23 protein-coding genes are annotated in these 18,751 nt (G+C 44.9%); 7 read left to right on the top strand and 16 right to left on the bottom strand.

Annotated features, from left to right (window positions below; all coding sequences use genetic code 11):
• A partial coding sequence (locus KIV40_RS11285; protein WP_285347800.1) for a transposase occupies nucleotides 1-231 on the top strand: 231 nt, incomplete at its 5' end.
• A 162-nt stretch (nucleotides 232-393) separates the two neighbouring features.
• Here KIV40_RS11285 and KIV40_RS11290 read toward each other — a convergent pair.
• From KIV40_RS11290 to napF, 6 genes are all read right to left on the bottom strand, one after another.
• The gene (locus KIV40_RS11290; protein ID WP_005433365.1) at nucleotides 394-528 is read right to left on the bottom strand and encodes a TIGR02808 family protein; all 135 of its coding nucleotides are present in this window, start codon (nucleotides 526-528) and stop codon (nucleotides 394-396) included.
• Between the two features lie 15 nt (nucleotides 529-543).
• Nucleotides 544-1,122 carry a NapC/NirT family cytochrome c gene (locus tag KIV40_RS11295; RefSeq protein ID WP_012129050.1) on the bottom strand — a complete coding sequence of 193 codons (579 nt, stop codon included), beginning with the start codon at nucleotides 1,120-1,122 and terminating at the stop codon, nucleotides 544-546.
• Nucleotides 1,123-1,150: 28 nt separating this feature from the next.
• Entirely contained in the window at nucleotides 1,151-1,606 is a 456-nt protein-coding gene (locus KIV40_RS11300; RefSeq protein ID WP_285349286.1) for a nitrate reductase cytochrome c-type subunit, read from the bottom strand.
• Between the two features lie 76 nt (nucleotides 1,607-1,682).
• Entirely contained in the window at nucleotides 1,683-4,172 is a 2,490-nt protein-coding gene (napA, locus tag KIV40_RS11305; RefSeq protein WP_285349250.1) for a periplasmic nitrate reductase subunit alpha, read from the bottom strand.
• Nucleotides 4,169-4,477 (bottom strand): chaperone NapD, encoded by a 309-nt coding sequence (locus tag KIV40_RS11310; RefSeq protein ID WP_012129053.1) that lies wholly within the window; start codon nucleotides 4,475-4,477, stop codon nucleotides 4,169-4,171. The genes napA and KIV40_RS11310 overlap by 4 nt, the downstream gene beginning before the upstream one ends.
• Nucleotides 4,478-4,520: 43 nt before the next feature.
• Nucleotides 4,521-5,006 (bottom strand): ferredoxin-type protein NapF, encoded by a 486-nt coding sequence (gene napF / locus KIV40_RS11315; protein ID WP_012129054.1) that lies wholly within the window; start codon nucleotides 5,004-5,006, stop codon nucleotides 4,521-4,523.
• 246 nt (nucleotides 5,007-5,252) lie between these two features.
• Between napF and narQ the strand changes: the two genes are divergently transcribed.
• Nucleotides 5,253-6,989 carry a nitrate/nitrite two-component system sensor histidine kinase NarQ gene (narQ, locus tag KIV40_RS11320; protein WP_285349253.1) on the top strand — a complete coding sequence of 579 codons (1,737 nt, stop codon included), beginning with the start codon at nucleotides 5,253-5,255 and terminating at the stop codon, nucleotides 6,987-6,989.
• Nucleotides 6,976-7,608 carry a response regulator gene (locus tag KIV40_RS11325; protein ID WP_225247111.1) on the top strand — a complete coding sequence of 211 codons (633 nt, stop codon included), beginning with the start codon at nucleotides 6,976-6,978 and terminating at the stop codon, nucleotides 7,606-7,608. Before narQ ends, KIV40_RS11325 begins: the two co-directional genes overlap by 14 nt.
• 61 nt (nucleotides 7,609-7,669) lie before the next feature.
• Here the strand turns inward: KIV40_RS11325 and KIV40_RS11330 are convergent, their stop codons facing one another.
• Nucleotides 7,670-7,843 carry a hypothetical protein gene (locus KIV40_RS11330; protein ID WP_012129057.1) on the bottom strand — a complete coding sequence of 58 codons (174 nt, stop codon included), beginning with the start codon at nucleotides 7,841-7,843 and terminating at the stop codon, nucleotides 7,670-7,672.
• Between the two features lie 263 nt (nucleotides 7,844-8,106).
• Here KIV40_RS11330 and KIV40_RS11335 point away from each other — a divergent pair, with 263 nt between their 5' ends.
• Complete coding sequence (locus tag KIV40_RS11335) at nucleotides 8,107-8,967, top strand: DUF6279 family lipoprotein (RefSeq protein WP_010643586.1); 861 nt, start codon at nucleotides 8,107-8,109, stop codon at nucleotides 8,965-8,967.
• Between the two features lie 193 nt (nucleotides 8,968-9,160).
• The gene (gene pepT, locus KIV40_RS11340; protein ID WP_285349259.1) at nucleotides 9,161-10,390 is read left to right on the top strand and encodes a peptidase T; all 1,230 of its coding nucleotides are present in this window, start codon (nucleotides 9,161-9,163) and stop codon (nucleotides 10,388-10,390) included.
• Between the two features lie 124 nt (nucleotides 10,391-10,514).
• Here pepT and KIV40_RS11345 read toward each other — a convergent pair whose 3' ends face one another.
• From KIV40_RS11345 to arfB, 3 genes are all read right to left on the bottom strand, one after another.
• Entirely contained in the window at nucleotides 10,515-10,973 is a 459-nt protein-coding gene (locus KIV40_RS11345; protein ID WP_285349261.1) for a cytidine/deoxycytidylate deaminase family protein, read from the bottom strand.
• Nucleotides 10,974-11,387: 414 nt separating this feature from the next.
• Nucleotides 11,388-13,157: a methyl-accepting chemotaxis protein gene (locus KIV40_RS11350; protein WP_285349263.1), complete on the bottom strand. Its 1,770-nt coding sequence runs from the start codon at nucleotides 13,155-13,157 to the stop codon at nucleotides 11,388-11,390.
• A 71-nt stretch (nucleotides 13,158-13,228) separates the two neighbouring features.
• A complete protein-coding gene (gene arfB, locus KIV40_RS11355; protein WP_012129063.1) occupies nucleotides 13,229-13,642 on the bottom strand; it encodes an alternative ribosome rescue aminoacyl-tRNA hydrolase ArfB in 414 nt (137 codons plus the stop codon).
• Between the two features lie 76 nt (nucleotides 13,643-13,718).
• Between arfB and KIV40_RS11360 the strand changes: the two genes are divergently transcribed.
• On the top strand, nucleotides 13,719-14,321 hold the full coding sequence (locus KIV40_RS11360; RefSeq protein WP_012129064.1) for a beta-phosphoglucomutase family hydrolase: 603 nt from the start codon (nucleotides 13,719-13,721) through the stop codon (nucleotides 14,319-14,321).
• A 77-nt stretch (nucleotides 14,322-14,398) separates the two neighbouring features.
• Here KIV40_RS11360 and KIV40_RS11365 read toward each other — a convergent pair whose 3' ends face one another.
• Both KIV40_RS11365 and KIV40_RS11370 read right to left on the bottom strand, forming a co-directional pair.
• Complete coding sequence (locus KIV40_RS11365; protein ID WP_012129065.1) at nucleotides 14,399-14,872, bottom strand: FKBP-type peptidyl-prolyl cis-trans isomerase; 474 nt, start codon at nucleotides 14,870-14,872, stop codon at nucleotides 14,399-14,401.
• 14 nt (nucleotides 14,873-14,886) lie between these two features.
• Nucleotides 14,887-15,519, bottom strand: coding sequence for a thiol:disulfide interchange protein DsbA/DsbL (locus KIV40_RS11370; protein WP_005433387.1), 633 nt, complete (start codon nucleotides 15,517-15,519; stop codon nucleotides 14,887-14,889).
• Between the two features lie 349 nt (nucleotides 15,520-15,868).
• Here KIV40_RS11370 and KIV40_RS11375 point away from each other — a divergent pair, with 349 nt between their 5' ends.
• Entirely contained in the window at nucleotides 15,869-16,492 is a 624-nt protein-coding gene (locus KIV40_RS11375; RefSeq protein WP_012129066.1) for an OmpA family protein, read from the top strand.
• An 82-nt stretch (nucleotides 16,493-16,574) separates the two neighbouring features.
• Here the strand turns inward: KIV40_RS11375 and KIV40_RS11380 are convergent, their stop codons facing one another.
• From KIV40_RS11380 to KIV40_RS11395, 4 genes are all read right to left on the bottom strand, one after another.
• Nucleotides 16,575-16,934, bottom strand: coding sequence for a glutaredoxin (locus KIV40_RS11380; RefSeq protein ID WP_005534522.1), 360 nt, complete (start codon nucleotides 16,932-16,934; stop codon nucleotides 16,575-16,577).
• A 139-nt stretch (nucleotides 16,935-17,073) separates the two neighbouring features.
• Complete coding sequence (locus KIV40_RS11385) at nucleotides 17,074-17,616, bottom strand: hypothetical protein (protein WP_285349268.1); 543 nt, start codon at nucleotides 17,614-17,616, stop codon at nucleotides 17,074-17,076.
• Complete coding sequence (locus tag KIV40_RS11390; RefSeq protein WP_285349270.1) at nucleotides 17,603-18,148, bottom strand: YaeQ family protein; 546 nt, start codon at nucleotides 18,146-18,148, stop codon at nucleotides 17,603-17,605. The genes KIV40_RS11385 and KIV40_RS11390 overlap by 14 nt, the downstream gene beginning before the upstream one ends.
• Nucleotides 18,149-18,222: 74 nt before the next feature.
• A complete protein-coding gene (locus KIV40_RS11395; RefSeq protein ID WP_005433440.1) occupies nucleotides 18,223-18,432 on the bottom strand; it encodes a cold-shock protein in 210 nt (69 codons plus the stop codon).
• Nucleotides 18,433-18,751: the final 319 nt, after the last annotated feature.

Below are 18,751 nucleotides of genomic sequence, written 5' to 3' on the forward strand. Positions count from 1 at the left end.
GATAATAATCGTGCTGAACGCGCCATTAAACCGCTGGTCATTGGCAGAAAAAATTGGCTGTTCTCAAACACACCAAATGGTGCTGATGCGAGCGCGATGCTTTACAGCATCGTCGAGACAGCGAAAGCCAACGGCCTTATCCTCTACGACTACATGGTCAAGTGCATGAAAGAGCTCGCGAAAGCGGAGCCTGATATCGATGCGCTCCTACCTTGGAACTTCAAACATTAACAACACCGCCCCGTGGGTTCATGGGGCGCATACGGCAGAGTAGGGGCTTTTAGAGCCTGTTAGTGACAAGGGTTGATTAGGATACAAAGAAAAAACGCCAAGCAAATGCTTGGCGTTTTCCGTCAACAAAATAGGCAAAAATGTCGACTGGTTTGAGGTGGTTTAGACCTCTTTATCCTTACCTAGTGAGAGTAGCCATAGAGAGATTGCTGCTACTCCGACAAAGCCGGAAAGAATAATGACTGGCATTGCACTGTATCCAAGGAAGTGCCAGATAAAGGATTCAAGATTACTCATTGTCTGTATTTCTCCTTATTGCCAGCCTTCAACGCCGTGCATGTCAGGCAGTTTATGTGCGATACCTTTGTGACAATCTACACAGGTTTTGTCGCCTGACGCCAACGCTGTAGAGTGCTGCGCTGAGGCACGTTTACCTTGCTGAGAGTAGTCCATGTAATCGAACTGATGACAGTTACGACATTCAAGAGAGTCGTTTTTCTTCATACGCGCCCACTCACGTTCGGCAAGGTGCTCACGACGTGCTTGGAACTTTTCTGGTGTATCGATGGTCTTCGTTACGAAGTGGGCAAACAGCTCTTTAGATGCTTGAACTTTTCGAACGATTTTATCGGTCCATTCATGTGGTACGTGGCAGTCTGAACAGATTGCACGCACACCAGAGCGGTTCGAGTAGTGAATCGTTTCTTGAATTTCAGCGACGATAGGAGCGTGACAGCCAGAACAGAACTCTTCTGTGTTGGTCGCTTCCATAGTCGTATTGAATGCGCCCCAAAACAGAAGACCACCAGCGAAGCCTAGGAACAAAACTACACCAGCGGCAGCTTTGCTCGGGCTCGACAGTCTCTTCCAAAACGCTTTAAGTATTTTCATAAGTAACCTCTTAGTACTCGCGTTTCAATTAATGAAGCGAATCGACTGCCTTAAACTCGTTTTCCACTAATGGTTTACCATCGGTTTGTGGAACGTGACATTGTAAACAGAAGTAACGACGTGGTGACATATCTGCCAATACCGCGTCTTCACGGTTAACGTAGTGCGTTACACTGATCTTGGTAGCGCCTGCGTCTTTAGCATTTTTCCAGCTGTGACATGCTAGACATTTGTTTGCGTTCAAAGACACTTCGTAATTTCGGATGCTGTGTGGGATCAGTGGTGGCTGATATACATAGCTGTCTGCAACGATTTGGTCTTTTGGAAAGTCTTTAAAATCATCTGCAGGACGCGTGTCTTCAAGTTGCGCGCTGCCACGTAGCGAGTCGAGACCGCCTGTGCCGCCTGGGTTATCCAGTTCTGCTTGTGCAACGCCTGTCAATAAAGCACCTACAGATAAAAGTGCAATAAGGTATTTTTTCATCATTTCATCTCCGCCTTATGGCTTAAATTCTTTTTAGGCCGCCGAGTAGACGGCCTTTGCATTTATTATTTGACGGTTAAGCAATTTTCGTGATTTTGACTGGACACTTCTTAAAGTCTGTCTGTTTAGACAGAGGGTCAGTCGCATCAAGGATCAACTTGTTAATCAAAATACGGGCATCAAAGAACGGTACGAATACCAAGCCTTCAGGTGGACGGTTACGGCCGCGAGTTTCAACGCGAACGCGTACTTCACCACGTTTGTTTGCAATCAGAACTTCTTCACCACGGCGTACGTTGCGTTTCTTCGCATCCGCAGGGTGCATGTAAACCACCGCGTCAGGCACCGCTTTGTAAAGCTCTGGTACACGACGAGTCATAGTACCAGTGTGCCAGTGCTCAAGAACACGGCCAGTACATAGCCATAGGTCAAACTCTTCGTTTGGCACTTCTGGTGGCGCTTCGTATGGTGCAGAGATAATCTTCGCTTTACCATCAGCATTGCCGTAGAAATCCCAACCTGAACCTGCTTTCGCGTACGGGTCAGAGCCTTCTTTAAAGCGCCATTGTGTTTCTTTGCCATCAACAACCGGCCAACGTAGACCACGTACCGTGTGGTAAACATCGTATGGTGCTAAGTCGTGACCGTGACCACGACCAAACGTCGCGTACTCTTCGAACAGACCTTTCTGTACGTAGTAGCCGAAGTGGTGAGCGTCATCGTTCATCTCACGCGCTTCTTCGATAGGGAACTTGTCGACCTGACCGTTCTTGAACAGCATGTCGTACATTGTCTTACCGCGGTATTCAGGTGCTTTTGCAAGTAGCTCTTCTGGCCACACTTCTTCCATCTTGAAGCGTTTTGCAAATTCCATTACCTGCCATAGGTCAGATTTCGCATCGCCGATAGTCTCAACTTGTTGGTACCAAGCCTGAGTACGACGCTCTGCGTTACCATAAGCACCTTCTTTCTCAATCCACATTGCGGTCGGAAGAACAAGGTCAGCGGCTTGCGCTGTTGCCGTTGGGTATGGGTCAGATACAACGATGAAGTTTTCTGGGTTACGGTAACCAGGAAGACGTTCAGTGTTGATGTTCGGACCTGCTTGCATGTTGTTGTTACATTGAACCCAGTAACAGTTCAGAACGCCGTCATGCAACATACGGTCTTGAAGTACTGCGTGGAAGCCAGGTTTTGGTGGAATAGTACCTTCTGGTAGTTTCCAGATGTCTTCTGCGATCTTACGGTGTTTAGGGTTAGCAACCACCATGTCTGCTGGTAGACGGTGAGCAAACGTACCAACTTCACGAGCCGTACCACACGCTGATGGCTGACCTGTTAGTGAGAATGGGCTGTTACCCGGAGTCGCAATCTTACCGGTTAGTAGGTGGATGTTGTAAATCAAATTGTTCATCCATACACCACGAGTATGTTGGTTCATACCCATCGTCCAAAGAGACATCACTTTCGTGTTTGGATCCGCGTATTGTTTAGCAAGCTCAATCAGTTTCTCTTTCTCAACACCAGAGATTTCAGACGCTTTCTCTACTGTGTATGGCGCTACTGACTTCTTGTACTCTTCGAAAGAGATAGAAGTTAGTTTGCCTGAGTTCGGGTTCTTCGCTGCTTTTTGTAGCGGATCATCGTCACGTAGACCGTAGCCGATGTCCGTGTCTGCTTGAGTGAAGTTCGTGTGCTTGTTCACGAAGTCCCAGTTTACTGCATCGTTTTCGATGATGTAGTTTGCGATGAAGTTAGCAATCGCAAGGTCAGACTGAGGATTGAAAATGTAGCCGTGGTCTGCCAACTCAAATGAACGGTGGTAGTAAGTAGAAAGCACGTTCACTTTAACGTGAGGGTGACTTAGACGACGGTCAGTAATACGAGTCCAAAGAACTGGGTGCATTTCTGCCATGTTTGAACCCCAAAGAACGAAGGCATCTGCGTTCTCGAAGTCATCGTAACAGCCCATTGGTTCATCGATACCAAATGCACGCATGAAGCCTACTACCGCAGACGCCATACAGTGACGCGCGTTCGGGTCGATGTTGTTTGAACGGAAGCCTGCTTTCATCATTTTGGCAGCGGCATAACCTTCCATTACGGTCCATTGACCAGAACCGAACATACCGATGCTTGTAGGGCCTTTTTTCTCTAAAGACGCTTTCCATTTTTCAGCCATGATGTCGAAAGCGGTATCCCAAGATACAGGAGCGAAGTCGCCGTCTTTGCTGTATTTGCCGTCTTTCATACGTAGAAGAGGCTGAGTTAGGCGATCTTGACCGTACATGATCTTAGAAAGGAAGTAACCTTTGATACAGTTAAGGCCTTTGTTTACTGGTGCTTCAGGGTCACCCTGAGTTGCTACCACTTTGCCGTTTTGTGTACCAACAAGAACAGAACAGCCTGTACCACAGAAACGACAAGGCGCTTTGTCCCATGTTATTTTGGTTTGATCAGAGCTCGCAATCAGATTGGTTGCAGAAGCTGGTAGTGTAATACCTGCGACAGCAGCAGCTGATGCAGCCGCGTTTGCTTTCACAAACGCACGTCTTGTCATTTTCATACTTCACCCTCGATTTGGGAATGTTGTATTCCGGTGTCTTTTTCTTCCGTTTCTTCAAGCCCAGTTTCGATTTGGTGATAAACCAGTACTGTACTCAAGACGTTCGGTAAATTATTAATCGCATCGATAGTGTCGGTGATGAAACCTTGGTTCTCAGTTTCTAACACCACCACGATTTTGCCTTCTGGACTGTCACCGTAGATCTCCGCGTTTTCGTACGCTTCAATCTGGGTTTTAACTTCAGCCAGATGTTCAGGCAGAACATGGACTACCAGACTCGAAATGTGCACTTCGTTTAGTGACATACATCTCTCTCGTTTTATTGCCTTTCGTGCCGACCACTGACGGCTAGGCTGTTATATTGCTCACATTAATGGATGAAGTCGGGCACACTGAGACACAGGCGCCGCAGCCGTTACACTCATCAAGGTCTAAACTTGGTTGTGCTACTTTGCCAAGCTCTAGCTTGAACTGAATTGCCATCGGGTCGCACATGTCTCCACAGCTTCGGCATTCGACATTTTGTTTTGCTAAACAGCTATCATTGATGCTCGCTTTTGCCTGCCAAGGCTGTTCCGCTCCCGCTAAAAACAGCGGCTCTGGGCAAGCCTCGGCGCATTGGTAACAAAAGGTGCATTCATCAATAGAAAAATCGACAGCAGGAAACCCACCATCGCTTTTTGTTATAATTTTCGTTTCGCACGCCTCGATGCATTTACCGCAACGAGTGCAATCGTCTGTGAATTGAGTTGGCTTAGCTAACCAAGGAAGACGTACCGAATTGTCCGGTTGCGTTTTACGTGCAAAAAGTCTTCTTCTCGAAAGGTCTACCACTTAGTCACCTCGGAAATTGAAACCCCAGATACGCATAGTCCACAATTCCATTAATAAATTGTCATTTAAGTACATTAGAGTGTAGTTTTTGACATATATGTATAAATACCTCTTAGGAGGTAATTGGGATGCTATATTGTTTTAGATCAATAAATTCCGAAGCAGGTGATCACATATTGATAAAGTTGGAAGATGATGCGTGTTGTATAAAGGCAAACATGGTTATCAAACGAGCGGAGTTCAGAGTTGTTTAAAAATGTGAAAAAGTCAGTAACACGCACAATCGCATCTGCCATGATGTTGATTTTGCTTCTTTCAGTGGCGACAACTGGCTTTGCTATTTTCACTCTTGCGTCGAGCCTTAATGATGCAGAAGCGGTAAACGTAGCGGGCTCAATGCGAATGCAGAGCTATCGTCTAGCTCATGATATTCAAAGTGAATCTGTTGACTATTCTTCACATATTGACTTATTTGAGCAGTCAATTTACTCCCATTCAATGCTGGCGCTTCAACATTGGTCAGTGCCAGAAGATATTACAAAAGACTACTACCGACTGATTCTTCGTTGGCATGAACTGAAATCGGTACTTAAGAGCCAAGACAGAGACCAATATCTGATCTTAGTCGCTGGTTTTGTTCAACAAATTGATGCTTTTGTATTTAAGCTACAGAATTATTCAGAACAAAAACTGATCAACTTAGCTTGGATTGGTGGGTTAGGGCTTGGCGGCATACTGTGTGTGAGTATGTTCGTTGTGCACTTTGTTAGGCTAGAAGTCGTCAGGCCGCTTCGTGCGCTGGTGTTTGCTAGTGAGCAAATTCAGAATCGTTCGTTTAACGTTTCGCTCAATGTTTCGAGTGATAACGAAATGGGCATTTTGACCAAAACTTTCAATAGGATGGCGAACGATCTTGGTAAGCTCTATCGAGGTCTAGAGCAAGCAGTAGACGAGAAAACACGTAAGCTGCAACACGCAAACCAATCGCTTAGAGTGTTGTATGATTCGTCGAAAGAGTTGACTGCTTCTCGCATCCATCAAGAAAATTTCCAAGCGATTTTACAACATATTGCAAGTTTGGAAGGAATTCGTGCTGTTAAGCTCGAAATAGAACAAATAGGGGAACCCAACTGGATACTTACTGAGGGTGAGGAGTGTCGTCATGAGTGTGACAGTGAATGTCACACCAAAACACTAACGCTAGATGGCGTACACCTTGGGTATTTGCATTGGAAAGCGGGCCTACCATGCCCGAATGAGTCTCTTATTGATAACTTTGTTCAAATCTTATCTCGTGCGGTATATTACAACCGAGCACAAAGACAAGCAGAACAGTTATTGCTAATGGAAGAGCGCGCCACTATTGCGCGTGAGTTACATGATTCATTGGCTCAAGCTCTGTCTTATTTGAAGATTCAAGTATCGCTGCTTAAAAGAAGCGTGAAGAATATTCCAGACGAGAGAGCGATTGCTCAGACCAACCAAGTGATTGCTGAATTGGATACTGGATTATCGGCGGCATATACCCAGTTAAGAGAGCTTTTGACGACATTCCGCTTAACGATAAAAGAAGGCAGCTTTGGTCAGGCGCTGCAGGAGATGGTTTCGACGCTTGATGATCAAACAGCAGCGAATATCTCACTTAATAATGAGCTTTCTTCAACAGAATTAGATGCGCACCAACAGGTCCATCTACTACAGTTGATTAGAGAAGCGACGATAAATGCAATCAAGCATGCTCAAGCAAACAATATCGAGATTCAATGTCTTGATTCTGATGGGAAAGTCACAGTGACGGTTGCCGATGATGGTATTGGCTTTGAGCAGCAAGACGAAAAATTAAATCATTACGGTATGAGCATCATGCAAGAGCGAGCAACAAGATTGCATGCAGATTTGCAAATTGAAGCGGCAACGAACAGCGGCTGTATCGTAAGACTAGAATTCCAACATAGTAAGGAAGTAAACATTGACAGTGTGTAAAGTAATGCTTGTGGATGATCACCCACTCATGAGACGTGGTATCCATCAGCTTCTCAGTTTCGAGCCAGAGTTTGAAGTGGTTGCAGAGGCAAGCAGCGGCGCAGATGCGGTTGCTACAGCTCACGAACTAGAACTGGATTTGGTACTTCTTGATCTGAACATGAAAGGCATGTCAGGCCTAGATACGCTGAAAGCGCTGCGCGCAGATGGTTGTGAGGCTCGTATCGTGATCCTGACGGTATCGGATAGCCCTGCCGACATCGAAGCCATTGTGCGAAGTGGAGCTGATGGTTACTTGTTAAAGGATACTGAGCCAGATGAATTGGTTGATTTGCTGAAACAAGCGCACGAAGGGGATAAGGCATACAGCCAAGCGGTAGCTAAATACCTTAATGAGCGAGAAGGGCAAGAAGACGTGTTCGATACGCTGACCGACCGTGAAACGCAGATCTTGCAGGAGGTCGCACGTGGCTTCCGAAACAAGCAGATCGCCGACCGCCTTTTCATCTCTGAATCGACTGTTAAAGTGCACATGAAGAGCTTACTCAAGAAGCTGAAAGTGCCTTCTCGTACAGCAGCAACCGTGCTTTACCTAGAGCGATTTGGCGAAATTAAATAACCTTTAAACGCCCACTCTAAAAACGCCAAATTCAAAAAACCGCCCGAGTTAGGGCGGTTTTTCATTTGTCTGGGCGAATTGAGTACAGGTCACTGTTGTGTTTGCCGCACTCCAAATAGTAATGATGTGCCGCGCGTTTATCTTCCGCGATGACATTCATACTGTGGATTTTCCCCTCTTCGAAGTAACGAATTTCGTACTCTACACTCGTATCAAGTTGCTCAGCAGCAGCCATGCTACGCCTCCATAAACTATCCAGTTGTTATTGATGCAACTTATATGCCATTTAAAGAACGCTGTATCGTTCAAGATTTGGCCTAAAATTGCGCCCTAACTCACTTTTTTGCGAATAGTTGTGATAAAAAAGTTAATTTCAAACTCTATATACTACAAGAGTGGCAATGTAACTTTGCCGGACTGACGAAAGTTTGCCGCAATAATAAGTGATTTAGATTGAGTATAGAACTTAATCAATAAAAAAGGGAATATGGATCGGTGATGAAATTAAAAAGTTTATCTAATAAAGCGGTTCGATATGGATGTATCTTGATATCTATTTTGGTGTTAGCCGGGTGTGCTAAAAAATTTCTATACAGTAACCTTGATTGGGTAGTGATTGAATATTTAGATGACTATGTCTCCCTAGATGGAGAACAAGAGGCGTTGCTGGAAGAGCGTATATTATTATTAGCGGATTGGCATAAAGAAGAGGAATTACCTTTATATATCGATCACTTAAAACAATTAGAAGCACTTAATAAAGACAGCGTTACGTTGGGCGCTTTGCAATCGAACCGAGAACAAATGCGCGACCACTATCAACGTTTGGTTTCCAAAGCGGCACCAGACCTGTTTTCACTGAGTATGCAGCTCGACAGCAAACAAGAAATCGAGTTTATCGATAGTGTAAAAGAACGTTACAAAGAGCGGGATGAAAAATACGCAGGTAAAACGGAACAAGAGCTGCGAGAAGTTGTCTTAGATAATACTGAAGAGTGGATGGAAGAATGGCTTGGTAAATTATCAAGACAACAAAAAGCACGCGCCAAACAGCTTTCTGAGAATGTGATCGTAAATAGTCCACTATGGCGTGACTATCGCTCGTCTATAATTCAAGAACTCGAATACCTTTTCGAAAATAAAAGTAACAGCGTGGTTTACCAGCAGGTATTCATGAAACTCTTATTTGAGCCAGAAAGTTATTATAGTGATCAACTAACCAAGAATATTGATCATAATATTGCACTAACGGATCAATTCACCCTAGATATTTCCCAAACAATGAGTGATAAACAGTGGCGACACTTCCACGGAAAAGTCCGTGAGTGGCGAGAGCTTGCTGAAGACTTATTGAATTAATTCCCTATAAAACAAACTCTTAATGTGAGTGCTGATGGAGCCTGTCAGCACTTTCTAATGAAAAACTGATTCAAAGCAATTTCTTATTGCAGCATGAGCGTAACATGGCTTGTCGAACCATGTTGGTTAGGATCCTCGCACATCTAGCATCCCAGTGCGCCGCATCCTTTGCCCAAAAACAATGAGAATAATTATGAAGCATTTAGTTGAAAGATTTCTTCGCTACGTCACGTTCGATACTCAATCTAATCCCCATGAATCAGCTTGTCCAAGTAGCAGCGGACAACTGGTGTTTGCACAGTTGCTTAAAAAAGAAATGATTGAGCTTGGCTTAAGCAATGTGACATTAAGTGATAACGGCTACCTAATGGCAAAACTGCCATCGAACGTTGATTATGATGTGCCTGCTATTGGCTTTATCGCACACATGGATACCGCCCCTGATGCGTCTGGTAAAAATGTGAACCCTCAGTTTATCGAAGACTATCAGGGTGGTGATATTGCACTTGGTTTGGGCGATGAAGTGCTTTCTCCAGTGCAGTATCCAGACTTACACGAGCTTCATGGTCATAATCTGATTACTACAGATGGCACAACACTCCTAGGTGCAGACAACAAAGCAGGCATTGCTGAGATTCTTTCTGCGGTCGCGATGCTGATTGAAAATCCAGACATCCCACACGGTGATATTTGTATTGGCTTCACGCCAGATGAAGAGATCGGTCGTGGCGCTGACTTGTTTGATGTTGAGAAGTTCGGCGCGGAGTGGGCGTACACCATCGATGGTGGCCCTCAAGGCGAGCTGGAATACGAAAACTTCAATGCAACCAGTGCGGATGTCACTTTCCATGGCGTGAGCGTTCATCCAGGCACTGCGAAAGGCAAACTGGTTAATGCGATGAACTTGGCGGCTAAATTCCAAGTGCAGATACCAGAAGATCAAACGCCAGAAACTACAGAAGGCTACGAAGGCTTCTTCCACCTAAAATCTGGTGAACTTGGTGTGGCTCGTAGTGAGTTAGGCTACATCATTCGTGACTTTGACCGCGAAGGTCTGGAAAATCGCAAAGCCTATATGCAGAAGCTAGTCGATGATATGAACGCAGGCTTGAAGCACGGTTCTGTTGAGTTGAAGCTCACTGACAGCTATTACAACATGCGTGAAATGGTTGAACCATATCCACATATTATCGATTTGGCGAAACAAGCGATGGAAGTGTGCGATGTTGAGCCTCTTATTAAGCCAATTCGTGGTGGTACAGACGGTGCCCGTTTGTCGTTTATGGGCTTGCCTTGTCCGAACATCTTCACAGGTGGCTACAACTTCCACGGTATCCATGAATTTATCTCCGTAGAGATGATGGAGAAGTCTGTTCAAGTGATCGTTAAGATTGCTGAGCTAACGGCCAAGAAGCACGGTTAATCGCGCTAATTAATTAACCTCACCACAGACAAAAACAAAAGCCCAGACGACTGTCTGGGCTTTTTGGTTGGTTTTGGCAAACGTTTAGATTGTCTGAACATTTACACAAAAGCTGAGTAACGTCTTAACGAACGCTTTTCTCTTCGATCTCGTTGATTGGTAGCCAGTTTACTTCAACACCCGCTTGGTCGAACATGTCTTGGCTCACTTTAATCTTGTCGCCCCAGCGAGATAAGAAATCTTCAGATTGTTCAGGGCAGCTTACACGTGCAATCCCTGTTTGAATGATTTTTGCTGCACAGTTCGGGCAAGGGAAGTGGGTTACCCAAATATCACAACCATCTAAGTCACGCTTCGAAAACAAAATGGCGTTCTCTTCTGCGTGAAGCGTTTTTAGATATTTCAGTTCACGTTCATCTGTATCAACGCTGTCAGATACGCCGTGTGGGTAGCCGTTGAAGCCAACAGAAACAATGCGGTTATTTTTGGTGATTACCGCGCCAACTTGTGTGGATGGATCTTTACTCCATGACGCAACAAGTTCAGCCATCTGGCAGAACCGTTTCTCCCATTTAGAAATCATACTCATCCTCTCGGTCGAAAGCTTTGAATTGTCTGCATGATAACGCATTCAGTTTAAAAAAATAGTCAAAACACTCACGGTAATTATGAAGTGTCGATTTTTACGTGAAGCTGATGAATTATTGTCTAATTTATCGGTATGTTTTCACCACAACATCACAGTGATTTTCCGCGTGATTCGTGTACATGATCGCAACAATTTTATCCTGCTGGTCACCATGTTTGGTAGAACTCCCACGTACCATTCAAGCAGAAGCGAGCGCTGATGCAGTATTGGATCTCCACGGCAAAAGGTCTGAACTGTTCCTCTAGATAACGAATAAGCGCTGAGCTACCTTAAATAGAAAAGCCCGAAGCATGAGAATGCTCGGGCTTTTTGATGGTATTAATTTAAATCTGAATATGCGAACTTGGCTTACGCGCTACGGGTTTTAAATTCAGCGACTGCATCGTCCATGTCATGGGCTTGAGCAGAGACAGAATCGACTTCATGCAGACATTCTTGTGCGGATTGCATGTTGTTTTCAGAAATCACGTTCAGCTCAGTAATCGAGTCGCTGACTTGATTCATCACGATGCCTTGCTCTTCGATGGCAGAAGCGATGCGTTCAGAGTTACCTTGAATTGCATGCATGTCTGCAATGATCTGCTGAAGGCTTGAGTCGAGCTTCTCAGATGCTTGAAGGGTTTGCTGACCTTGGTCGTTACATTGATCGATATCTGATACCACCATAGACATTTGCGATTGAATGTCTGATACCACGCGAGTGATTTCTTCTGTCGATTGATGAGTACGACTGGCTAGTGCGCGTACTTCATCCGCTACCACGGCGAAGCCACGACCTTGCTCGCCCGCCCGCGCTGCTTCAATGGCCGCGTTTAGCGCGAGTAGGTTAGTTTGCTCTGCAATATCTTGAATGATATTCACTGCACCGCCAATCTTTGCAACGTGCTCGCTAAGCGATCCGATTGACTGCTGACTATTCGAAAGAATACCGGTTAATTGACCGACATTCGTTACTGTGGTTTCAACAACGGTACGACCTTGTTCCGCATTGTTTGCGGCTTGCTGAACGCCTTCTACTGCTACAGAGGTACTTTCCGAGATTTCACCAATAGTGGCGACCATTTGCTGAACTGCGGTTGCCATTGATGAAGTATGATCGGCTTGAGCGTGGAATTGCTCCATCACGCCTTCGAGTTCACGATGCATATTATCGGTGCTTGCCGATAGCTGTGTTGACTTCTCTTGCGTGCCGTGAATCAGGTGCTCAAGCTTATCCAACAGATCGTTTAAGTGATGGCTGATGTCCGCCAGTTCATCTTTGCCTGCTAACTCTGAACGCAAGCCCATATTGTTGCTTTCACTGATATTTTTGATAGTCGCAAGTAGGCTGCTAACACGGGTATTGATTGAGCGTGAGATTTGTAGAATCAAGGCGAAGATTACAACGAAGACGACGGCAGTGATGACTTGTTTCACCATGGTGTTTTGCGCATCACGAGCTTCTGCCGCTTGGGTTAACGCAGATGAGAAGGTCTTAAATTGCTCTTCAACTGCATGTGATAGGGCACGAGTGTCACCCAGTAAACCTTTGTTGTATGCCACACCAATTGTCTGCTTTTGCGTAGCAAGTTTGCGTGCATTCTCGATTAATGAAGTAACATACAAACTTTGCAACAGACCTTCGTCCATTTTCCCGGCTTTGACGCCTTGTGCGAACTTGGTTAACGCCATCAGTTGCTGGTGGTTTACATTCTGTTCAGCTTCCAACAACGCTTTTTCAAAGCTTGCCAGTAGACCGCTGTCGGCGTTTAAACCATAGCGCTCGTAAGCGGAAACCAAATTCTGGAAACCTTTTTGATAGGCAAGTAAGTCCTGTGTAAACTGGAGGCTAGAAGGGAGGTCATAACGGTTTAGGATGCCAGACAATTCTTGCTCGGTCCCGACAAACTTATCGACGTTTCCATTGAATTTGTCGAGGTATTTGATATTGCTGCGTAACAAGAAGTCTTTTTCATTGCGACGTAGGTTAAGGAGACGAATTTCGAGATCGCCAACCAATTTAATCGCGTGATTGAGCTCTTGGCTTTGGTTCGCGAAGTGTGACGAGGTACCCAATAGGGCCACAATACCTAAAATGGCAATTACTCCAAGGGAGTAGAGCTTGTTCCTTATAGACATAGAATTTGTCCTGAATAGTTGACTAAAGTAAGGAACCCAACAAGGCTCCCAATGGCTAGCTCTGACGTTTGCTAGTACAGCACTTTCTGGCGTTGCTGTTTTTTTGTCGCTTGCTTGCTTTTACTATCAAGTCTGCGACGTTGCGAAGCGCGAGTTGGTTTGGTTTTAATACGCTTCTTTTCTTGTCGGCTTGCAGATTGTATTAACGCTTGTAATCGATTTAGTGCGTCTTCTTTGTTCTGCTCTTGTGTCCGAAACTGTTGCGCTTTAATGATGATCACGCCATCTTTGGATATCCGGCTGTCTGAAAGGGCTAGAAGTCGCTCTTTATAGAATTCCGGCAGTGTGGAATGACGTACGTCAAAGCGCAAATGTATCGCGGACGATACCTTATTAACGTTCTGCCCACCATTTCCTTGAGCCCGGATAGGCAATAATTGGATTTCCCAATCTTGAATTGTGACGGAGTTCGAAATTTTGAGCATGATAACTAAATGCCAATAAGGAATGGGATGATGGCTGATAAATTACCATCAGAGATGTACAAATAGAAGAATTGACATGCACACTATAGATTTAAGCCCCTATAAAGGGTTAATTTTCGACATGGACGGCACCTTGATTGATACCATGCCTGCGCATTTGGCTGCGTGGCAAGCAACGGCGGATCGTTTCGATTTCCCTTTCAATCAAGAGTGGTTACACAGCTTAGGTGGCATGCCAAGCTTCAAAATTGTTGGCGAAGTAAATCGTCAGTATGGTTTGCCTCTCGACCCAAAAACCGTTTCTCGTTTCAAAATGGACACGTTTGCTGAGATGGAGCAACACGGTGAAATCATCTCATGCACTAATACCGTTTTGGATGAGCATCTTGGCAACAAGAAGATTGCCGTGGGCACAGGTAGCCAGCGCGACAGCGCACTGCGTCTATTAGCAAAAGCAGGCATCCTGAAAAAGCTGAATGCGGTGGTTACGGCTACTGACGTTGAAAACCACAAACCATTCCCAGACACGTTTCTGATGGCTGCAGAACAACTTGGTTTGAGCGCACAAGATTGTGTGGTGTTTGAAGATACTGATTTAGGTAAGAAAGCTGCGCACGCCGCGGGTATGGATTGTGTGATGGTAGAAGAGAATAAGTTAGTGTTTTATCCGAAAGCGTAATACTTTCAGCCAGAAAACCATACCCAATAAAAAACGCCGCAATTGATGCGGCGTTTTTCTTTTATTTTTGCTGAGGATTATTGGATGTCCAATAGTTCCACGTCAAAGATCAGCACGCTTGCTGGTGGGATAGGGCCCGAACCGTTTTTACCGTAGCCAAGTGTACTTGGTACGAATAGGCGAATCTTCTCGCCGACAACCATGTACTCCAGGCCTTCTTGCCAGCCTTTAATTACTTGGTTTAGACCAAACGTAATTGGCTCGCCGCGCTCTACAGAGCTATCGAAAACCGTACCGTCGATCAGTGTGCCATGGTAGTGCACTTTCACTTTGCTGTTTGCCGCTGGGTGAACGTCACCAGTACCTTTTTCAAGTACAAGGTATTGCAGGCCGCTCTCAGTGGTAATCACGCCTTCTTTCTTGCTATTTTCTAGCAGAAATTCTTGACCCTTCGAAAAGTTTTCGTCTGCCACTTTGTGGTTCGTCCAAGTACGGTAGATAAAGAATGCCGCTAGGACAAAAATAATAAGAGGAAACAGAAATTTAGACACAATAGCTCCTTGTCTTATTTTGGTTGTTTTAGCAGATAGTTGATGGTGTCTGCCATTGCTTCAACGGTTTCATGACCACCTGTGATCACTTGGTACTTACCGTTTACGATGAAGGCAGGCACTGAGTTGATTTGACCACGAGTCGTGATCTGCTCTGCTTTAGTGATGTATTCAAACAGTTTTGCTTGTTGAGCATCGTCTAGTTGATAAGGGCTCACTAGATTACGAGACTCGAATGCTTTCTCTACCGCTGCTTGACGCTCATCAGCAGTCGCTTCTGCTCCCATTTGAACCGCCGCGAATAGTTCTTCCATAAACGCTTTGTCAGGCGTACCGTTCACCTGCATTGCTGCTGTGTAGAAAATGATTGCGCTGATTTGTGCACTCTCATTGAAGGTTACGTGCATTTTCTCGACTTTTTGTTCTGTCAAAGATTCGATTTTTGGCACAAATTGTTCCATGGTACGGCAGTGACCACAGTTCAGAGAAAACACCTCAGTAACAGGAGCCAGGTTGTACTCTGCAAGAGAGACTGGCAACACTTCGTATTGTTTGCCTTGTTGTGGCTGACTATTGCCGTTATCACAAGCCGTTAGGGCAAATACTGCGGCGAAAAGTGCTGCACCTTTAGAAATAGTTTTAAACATGGGTAAAGCTCTAAATAGTAGAATTATTGCTAGTTTATCGGTTAACGGTATCGACGAAAACCATTAATACGGCTTGTTACACTAAAGTGAGATAATCGAAGAAAGTTTAGACAAAACAGAGCAATGACGCAGAAAATAAAGGTGCTGATGCTTGAAAAAGACGAATCTCGTCCACTTCAAAGGAGAGCAGTCATTCACCGAAAGCCGCAGAATTAGAAAAATGAAGGTGCATATGGGATCTTTGGCACGATAGGTGCTTGCTAAATGAAGATAAATAGCAATGGGCACTAAAGTTTGGGCAATTTAAGCCGAAACAGTGAACAAGAATTCATTCTACGTTGGTAACGGTATGAAGCATTGGTTTTTAGTTGCATGTGGTTTCTTAGCCGGATGCACCAGCATTAATTCAGATATGGTTCCGGGCGGCAACATGTTAGACACCGCTCCTCGCACTAATTCAGAGCTTAGACATCCAGAGTGGGGTTATGCAAAGTCATACTCTTCTGCGCCTCGTTATGTTGCTCAGGTACCGAGCTCAATGGAAAAAAAGTCACAGGGCGTGATGTCATTGGAGATGTTCTTAAATAGACATCAGATCGCCCATGAAACCATCAGTGGCGAACATCTTATGATACGTTTGAAGGAGCAAGTTCATTTTCAAACTGGCTCTGCAAGGTTATTGGCGCAATCTCAAGACTGGATACAGAGCCTTGGGCATTATCTTGCCGGACGCACTGACGTCGATGTGGTGATTGATGGCCATGCGGACAGCACGGGGGCGGCGAGCTTCAATGATTCGTTGTCTGAGAAACGTGCGCGTGAAGTTGAAAAGCAGCTACTTGCGACTAGCTTGCCACGCCAAAGAGTGTTCTCTCGAGGCTTTGGTGAATACGTACCGCAGTGTAGTAACGCAACGGCGAGTGGTAAAGCATGTAATCGTCGAGTGGAGCTGATGCTGATTGTCGATCAGTAACCACCATTTTAAGCCATTGAGATAAAAGAAAAGAGGCACCGTTTGGTGCCTCTTTTACATCCGCCAATGTTCTTAGGGGGAACTAGGCAAATTCTTTTTCAATGTAAGCGACAATGTCTGAAGATTCGTAAAGCCATTGCGTTTCGCCATCTTTTTCAATGCGAAGGCAAGGAACTTTCACGCGACCGCCACCTTGCTCTAGTGCTTCACGGTGTACTGGGTCATTTTTCGCATCACGCAACTCAATGTTTACAGATTGACGCTTCATAGCACGACGAACTTTTACGCAGAAAGGACAAGCTTCAAATTGGTAAAGTGCGTAATTTTGAGCTTTATCATCAACGCTTTTCTGGGCTTCTGCTGAGCGTTTTACGCCGCGAGGTGAGAAGACTGCGTTGAGAAGTAGAATGATTTTTCCCAAAATCCAGCGGATAAACTTCATAATGATCCCTTGATGTTCAGTGGGTGAGTGTCCTTAGCTTTCATGCAACAACCGACGTGACGAAATCGTTTAACGAAAAGAGCCGTTGCATGAGAGGGCGTAGTCTATCAGGTGTTTGGTTTTGACAAAACCATGTTTTTTATGAGGAAAGAAGACGTTTCACCCAACCAAAGAGTCCACTTGCTTTTGCATGGTTCGCTTCTTTACCGAGATAAAAGCTTTGCATCAAGTCTGTACGGAATGCATCTAAGTCCATACGTTTGATCACCAGCTCATGCTGCAGGGTATTTTGTGTTTGCTCTGCGTGATCATGAGCAAGGCTGAAATCCATATTCAGGTAGCCTTGAGTGTATAGCCATAAGTGCGTGACCAATACTAAGTTTTCGGCAGACTGGTTAGTGAACTTCTCAGCATGCTCTTCGCCCAACGTATCACTGAATACTTGCTGCATTTTGTGAGTGGATGTGGCGTGCTGCTCATACAGCGCACTGGCTTCGATGTGAGACTTAGTCAAAAGCCCGAGTAAATGCAGCGCAGGGGCTGTGTCAGGCTTGTTTTCACATACTCTAATGAACAATGGGGCTTGTTCTTTTAGCCAGCGTCGCCTTGCTGCTTTATGCTCGTCAACGAAGGGAATGTTTTTGAACCCCATTTCTTGGATCAGTTCATTAAGAGGCGTCATTACTTTGCAATTCCTTCACCGTCACTTCGACGTGTTGTTCGTTAATATCAACGAAAATAGAGGTGCCGGTAATCATAACAGATAGGCTAGTGCCACGGTCAAGGTGCTGTGAAATCAGATCGATAGCATCGTAATCTAGGCTTGCCACGTCGACAGGAAGCATGCCAAATTTGCCAGCCATCTTGTCCCACCAAACTGACGCTTTGGTGTTGTAGGTGTAGACTTTCACATTCTTAGCCAAACGAGTCGCTTTCTTGATGCGATCTGGCTCTGGCTCACCAATCTCAATCCAATGTGTGATGGATTGATCGTCCTCAACACGCCACAAGTCTGGCTCTTCTGTTGTAGAGAGACCTTTAGTGAACTCGAGATCATCCTGTGCATTCAAGCAGAACGCGAAAATACGAGCCAGCATACGCTGTTGCTTTTCAGAGGGATGAAGGGCGATAGTCAGGTTTTTTGAATCGTAGTAATCGTTGTTCATATCGGACATAGCGATACGAAACTTGTATATTGTTGGTTTTAGAGCCATGGGAAGTATCAACAAATGAAGGGCAAAAAAATAGCCAGCTAAAAGCTGGCTATCATATCAAAATCTTAAAAGGATTAAACTAGAGTGATTTTCTCAGCTTGTGGACCTTTTTGACCTTGAGTGATTTCGAATTCTACTTTCTGACCTTCAACAAGCGTACGGAAGCCGTCACCTTGGATTGCAGAGAAGTGAGCGAAAACGTCAGGACCGTTTTCTTGTTGGATGAAACCGAAGCCTTTAGTTTCGTTGAACCACTTAACTGTACCAGTAGCTTTGTTAGACATGTCTATTTCCTAAATATCTAATTTTGTGTAAATCTCGCCTAATCGGCGCTTATAGCGTGGAAAAATAAATTGCTATTGCGTACCACAGGACGGGGGAGTTACGAGTAATCCAACGAAATGTGAAAACAAAGAACTTTCTTTCTAGCCGCGTTCGAGTCTAGGTTAATTACGGGTATAGTCAACATATATCGACCTCTCAAGGGCAAATATTTGTATCTAGTCACTTTTTATACGGTGTATTTTTGATGTTTTTTCAAATAAATGACGTTGTTGTGAAGTTTTTGGGTGCAAAATGAAATTTATTATACAAATTTGACTA

It is taken from the genome of Vibrio sp. D173a (assembly GCF_030248475.1).

Excerpts from the sequence above, each read along its gene's own strand:
- KIV40_RS11290 (WP_005433365.1), bottom strand. The coding sequence starts at position 528 with ATGAGTAATCTTGAATCCTTTATCTGGCACTTCCTTGGATACAGTGCA.
- KIV40_RS11295 (WP_012129050.1), bottom strand. The coding sequence starts at position 1,122 with ATGAAAATACTTAAAGCGTTTTGGAAGAGACTGTCGAGCCCGAGCAAA.
- KIV40_RS11300 (WP_285349286.1), bottom strand. The coding sequence starts at position 1,606 with ATGAAAAAATACCTTATTGCACTTTTATCTGTAGGTGCTTTATTGACA.
- napA (WP_285349250.1), bottom strand. The coding sequence starts at position 4,172 with ATGAAAATGACAAGACGTGCGTTTGTGAAAGCAAACGCGGCTGCATCA.
- KIV40_RS11310 (WP_012129053.1), bottom strand. The coding sequence starts at position 4,477 with ATGTCACTAAACGAAGTGCACATTTCGAGTCTGGTAGTCCATGTTCTG.
- KIV40_RS11330 (WP_012129057.1), bottom strand. The coding sequence starts at position 7,843 with ATGGCTGCTGCTGAGCAACTTGATACGAGTGTAGAGTACGAAATTCGT.
- KIV40_RS11335 (WP_010643586.1), top strand. The coding sequence starts at position 8,107 with ATGAAATTAAAAAGTTTATCTAATAAAGCGGTTCGATATGGATGTATC.
- pepT (WP_285349259.1), top strand. The coding sequence starts at position 9,161 with ATGAAGCATTTAGTTGAAAGATTTCTTCGCTACGTCACGTTCGATACT.
- KIV40_RS11345 (WP_285349261.1), bottom strand. The coding sequence starts at position 10,973 with ATGATTTCTAAATGGGAGAAACGGTTCTGCCAGATGGCTGAACTTGTT.
- KIV40_RS11350 (WP_285349263.1), bottom strand. The coding sequence starts at position 13,157 with ATGTCTATAAGGAACAAGCTCTACTCCCTTGGAGTAATTGCCATTTTA.
- arfB (WP_012129063.1), bottom strand. The coding sequence starts at position 13,642 with ATGCTCAAAATTTCGAACTCCGTCACAATTCAAGATTGGGAAATCCAA.
- KIV40_RS11360 (WP_012129064.1), top strand. The coding sequence starts at position 13,719 with ATGCACACTATAGATTTAAGCCCCTATAAAGGGTTAATTTTCGACATG.
- KIV40_RS11370 (WP_005433387.1), bottom strand. The coding sequence starts at position 15,519 with ATGTTTAAAACTATTTCTAAAGGTGCAGCACTTTTCGCCGCAGTATTT.
- KIV40_RS11375 (WP_012129066.1), top strand. The coding sequence starts at position 15,869 with ATGAAGCATTGGTTTTTAGTTGCATGTGGTTTCTTAGCCGGATGCACC.
- KIV40_RS11380 (WP_005534522.1), bottom strand. The coding sequence starts at position 16,934 with ATGAAGTTTATCCGCTGGATTTTGGGAAAAATCATTCTACTTCTCAAC.
- KIV40_RS11385 (WP_285349268.1), bottom strand. The coding sequence starts at position 17,616 with ATGACGCCTCTTAATGAACTGATCCAAGAAATGGGGTTCAAAAACATT.
- KIV40_RS11390 (WP_285349270.1), bottom strand. The coding sequence starts at position 18,148 with ATGGCTCTAAAACCAACAATATACAAGTTTCGTATCGCTATGTCCGAT.
- KIV40_RS11395 (WP_005433440.1), bottom strand. The coding sequence starts at position 18,432 with ATGTCTAACAAAGCTACTGGTACAGTTAAGTGGTTCAACGAAACTAAA.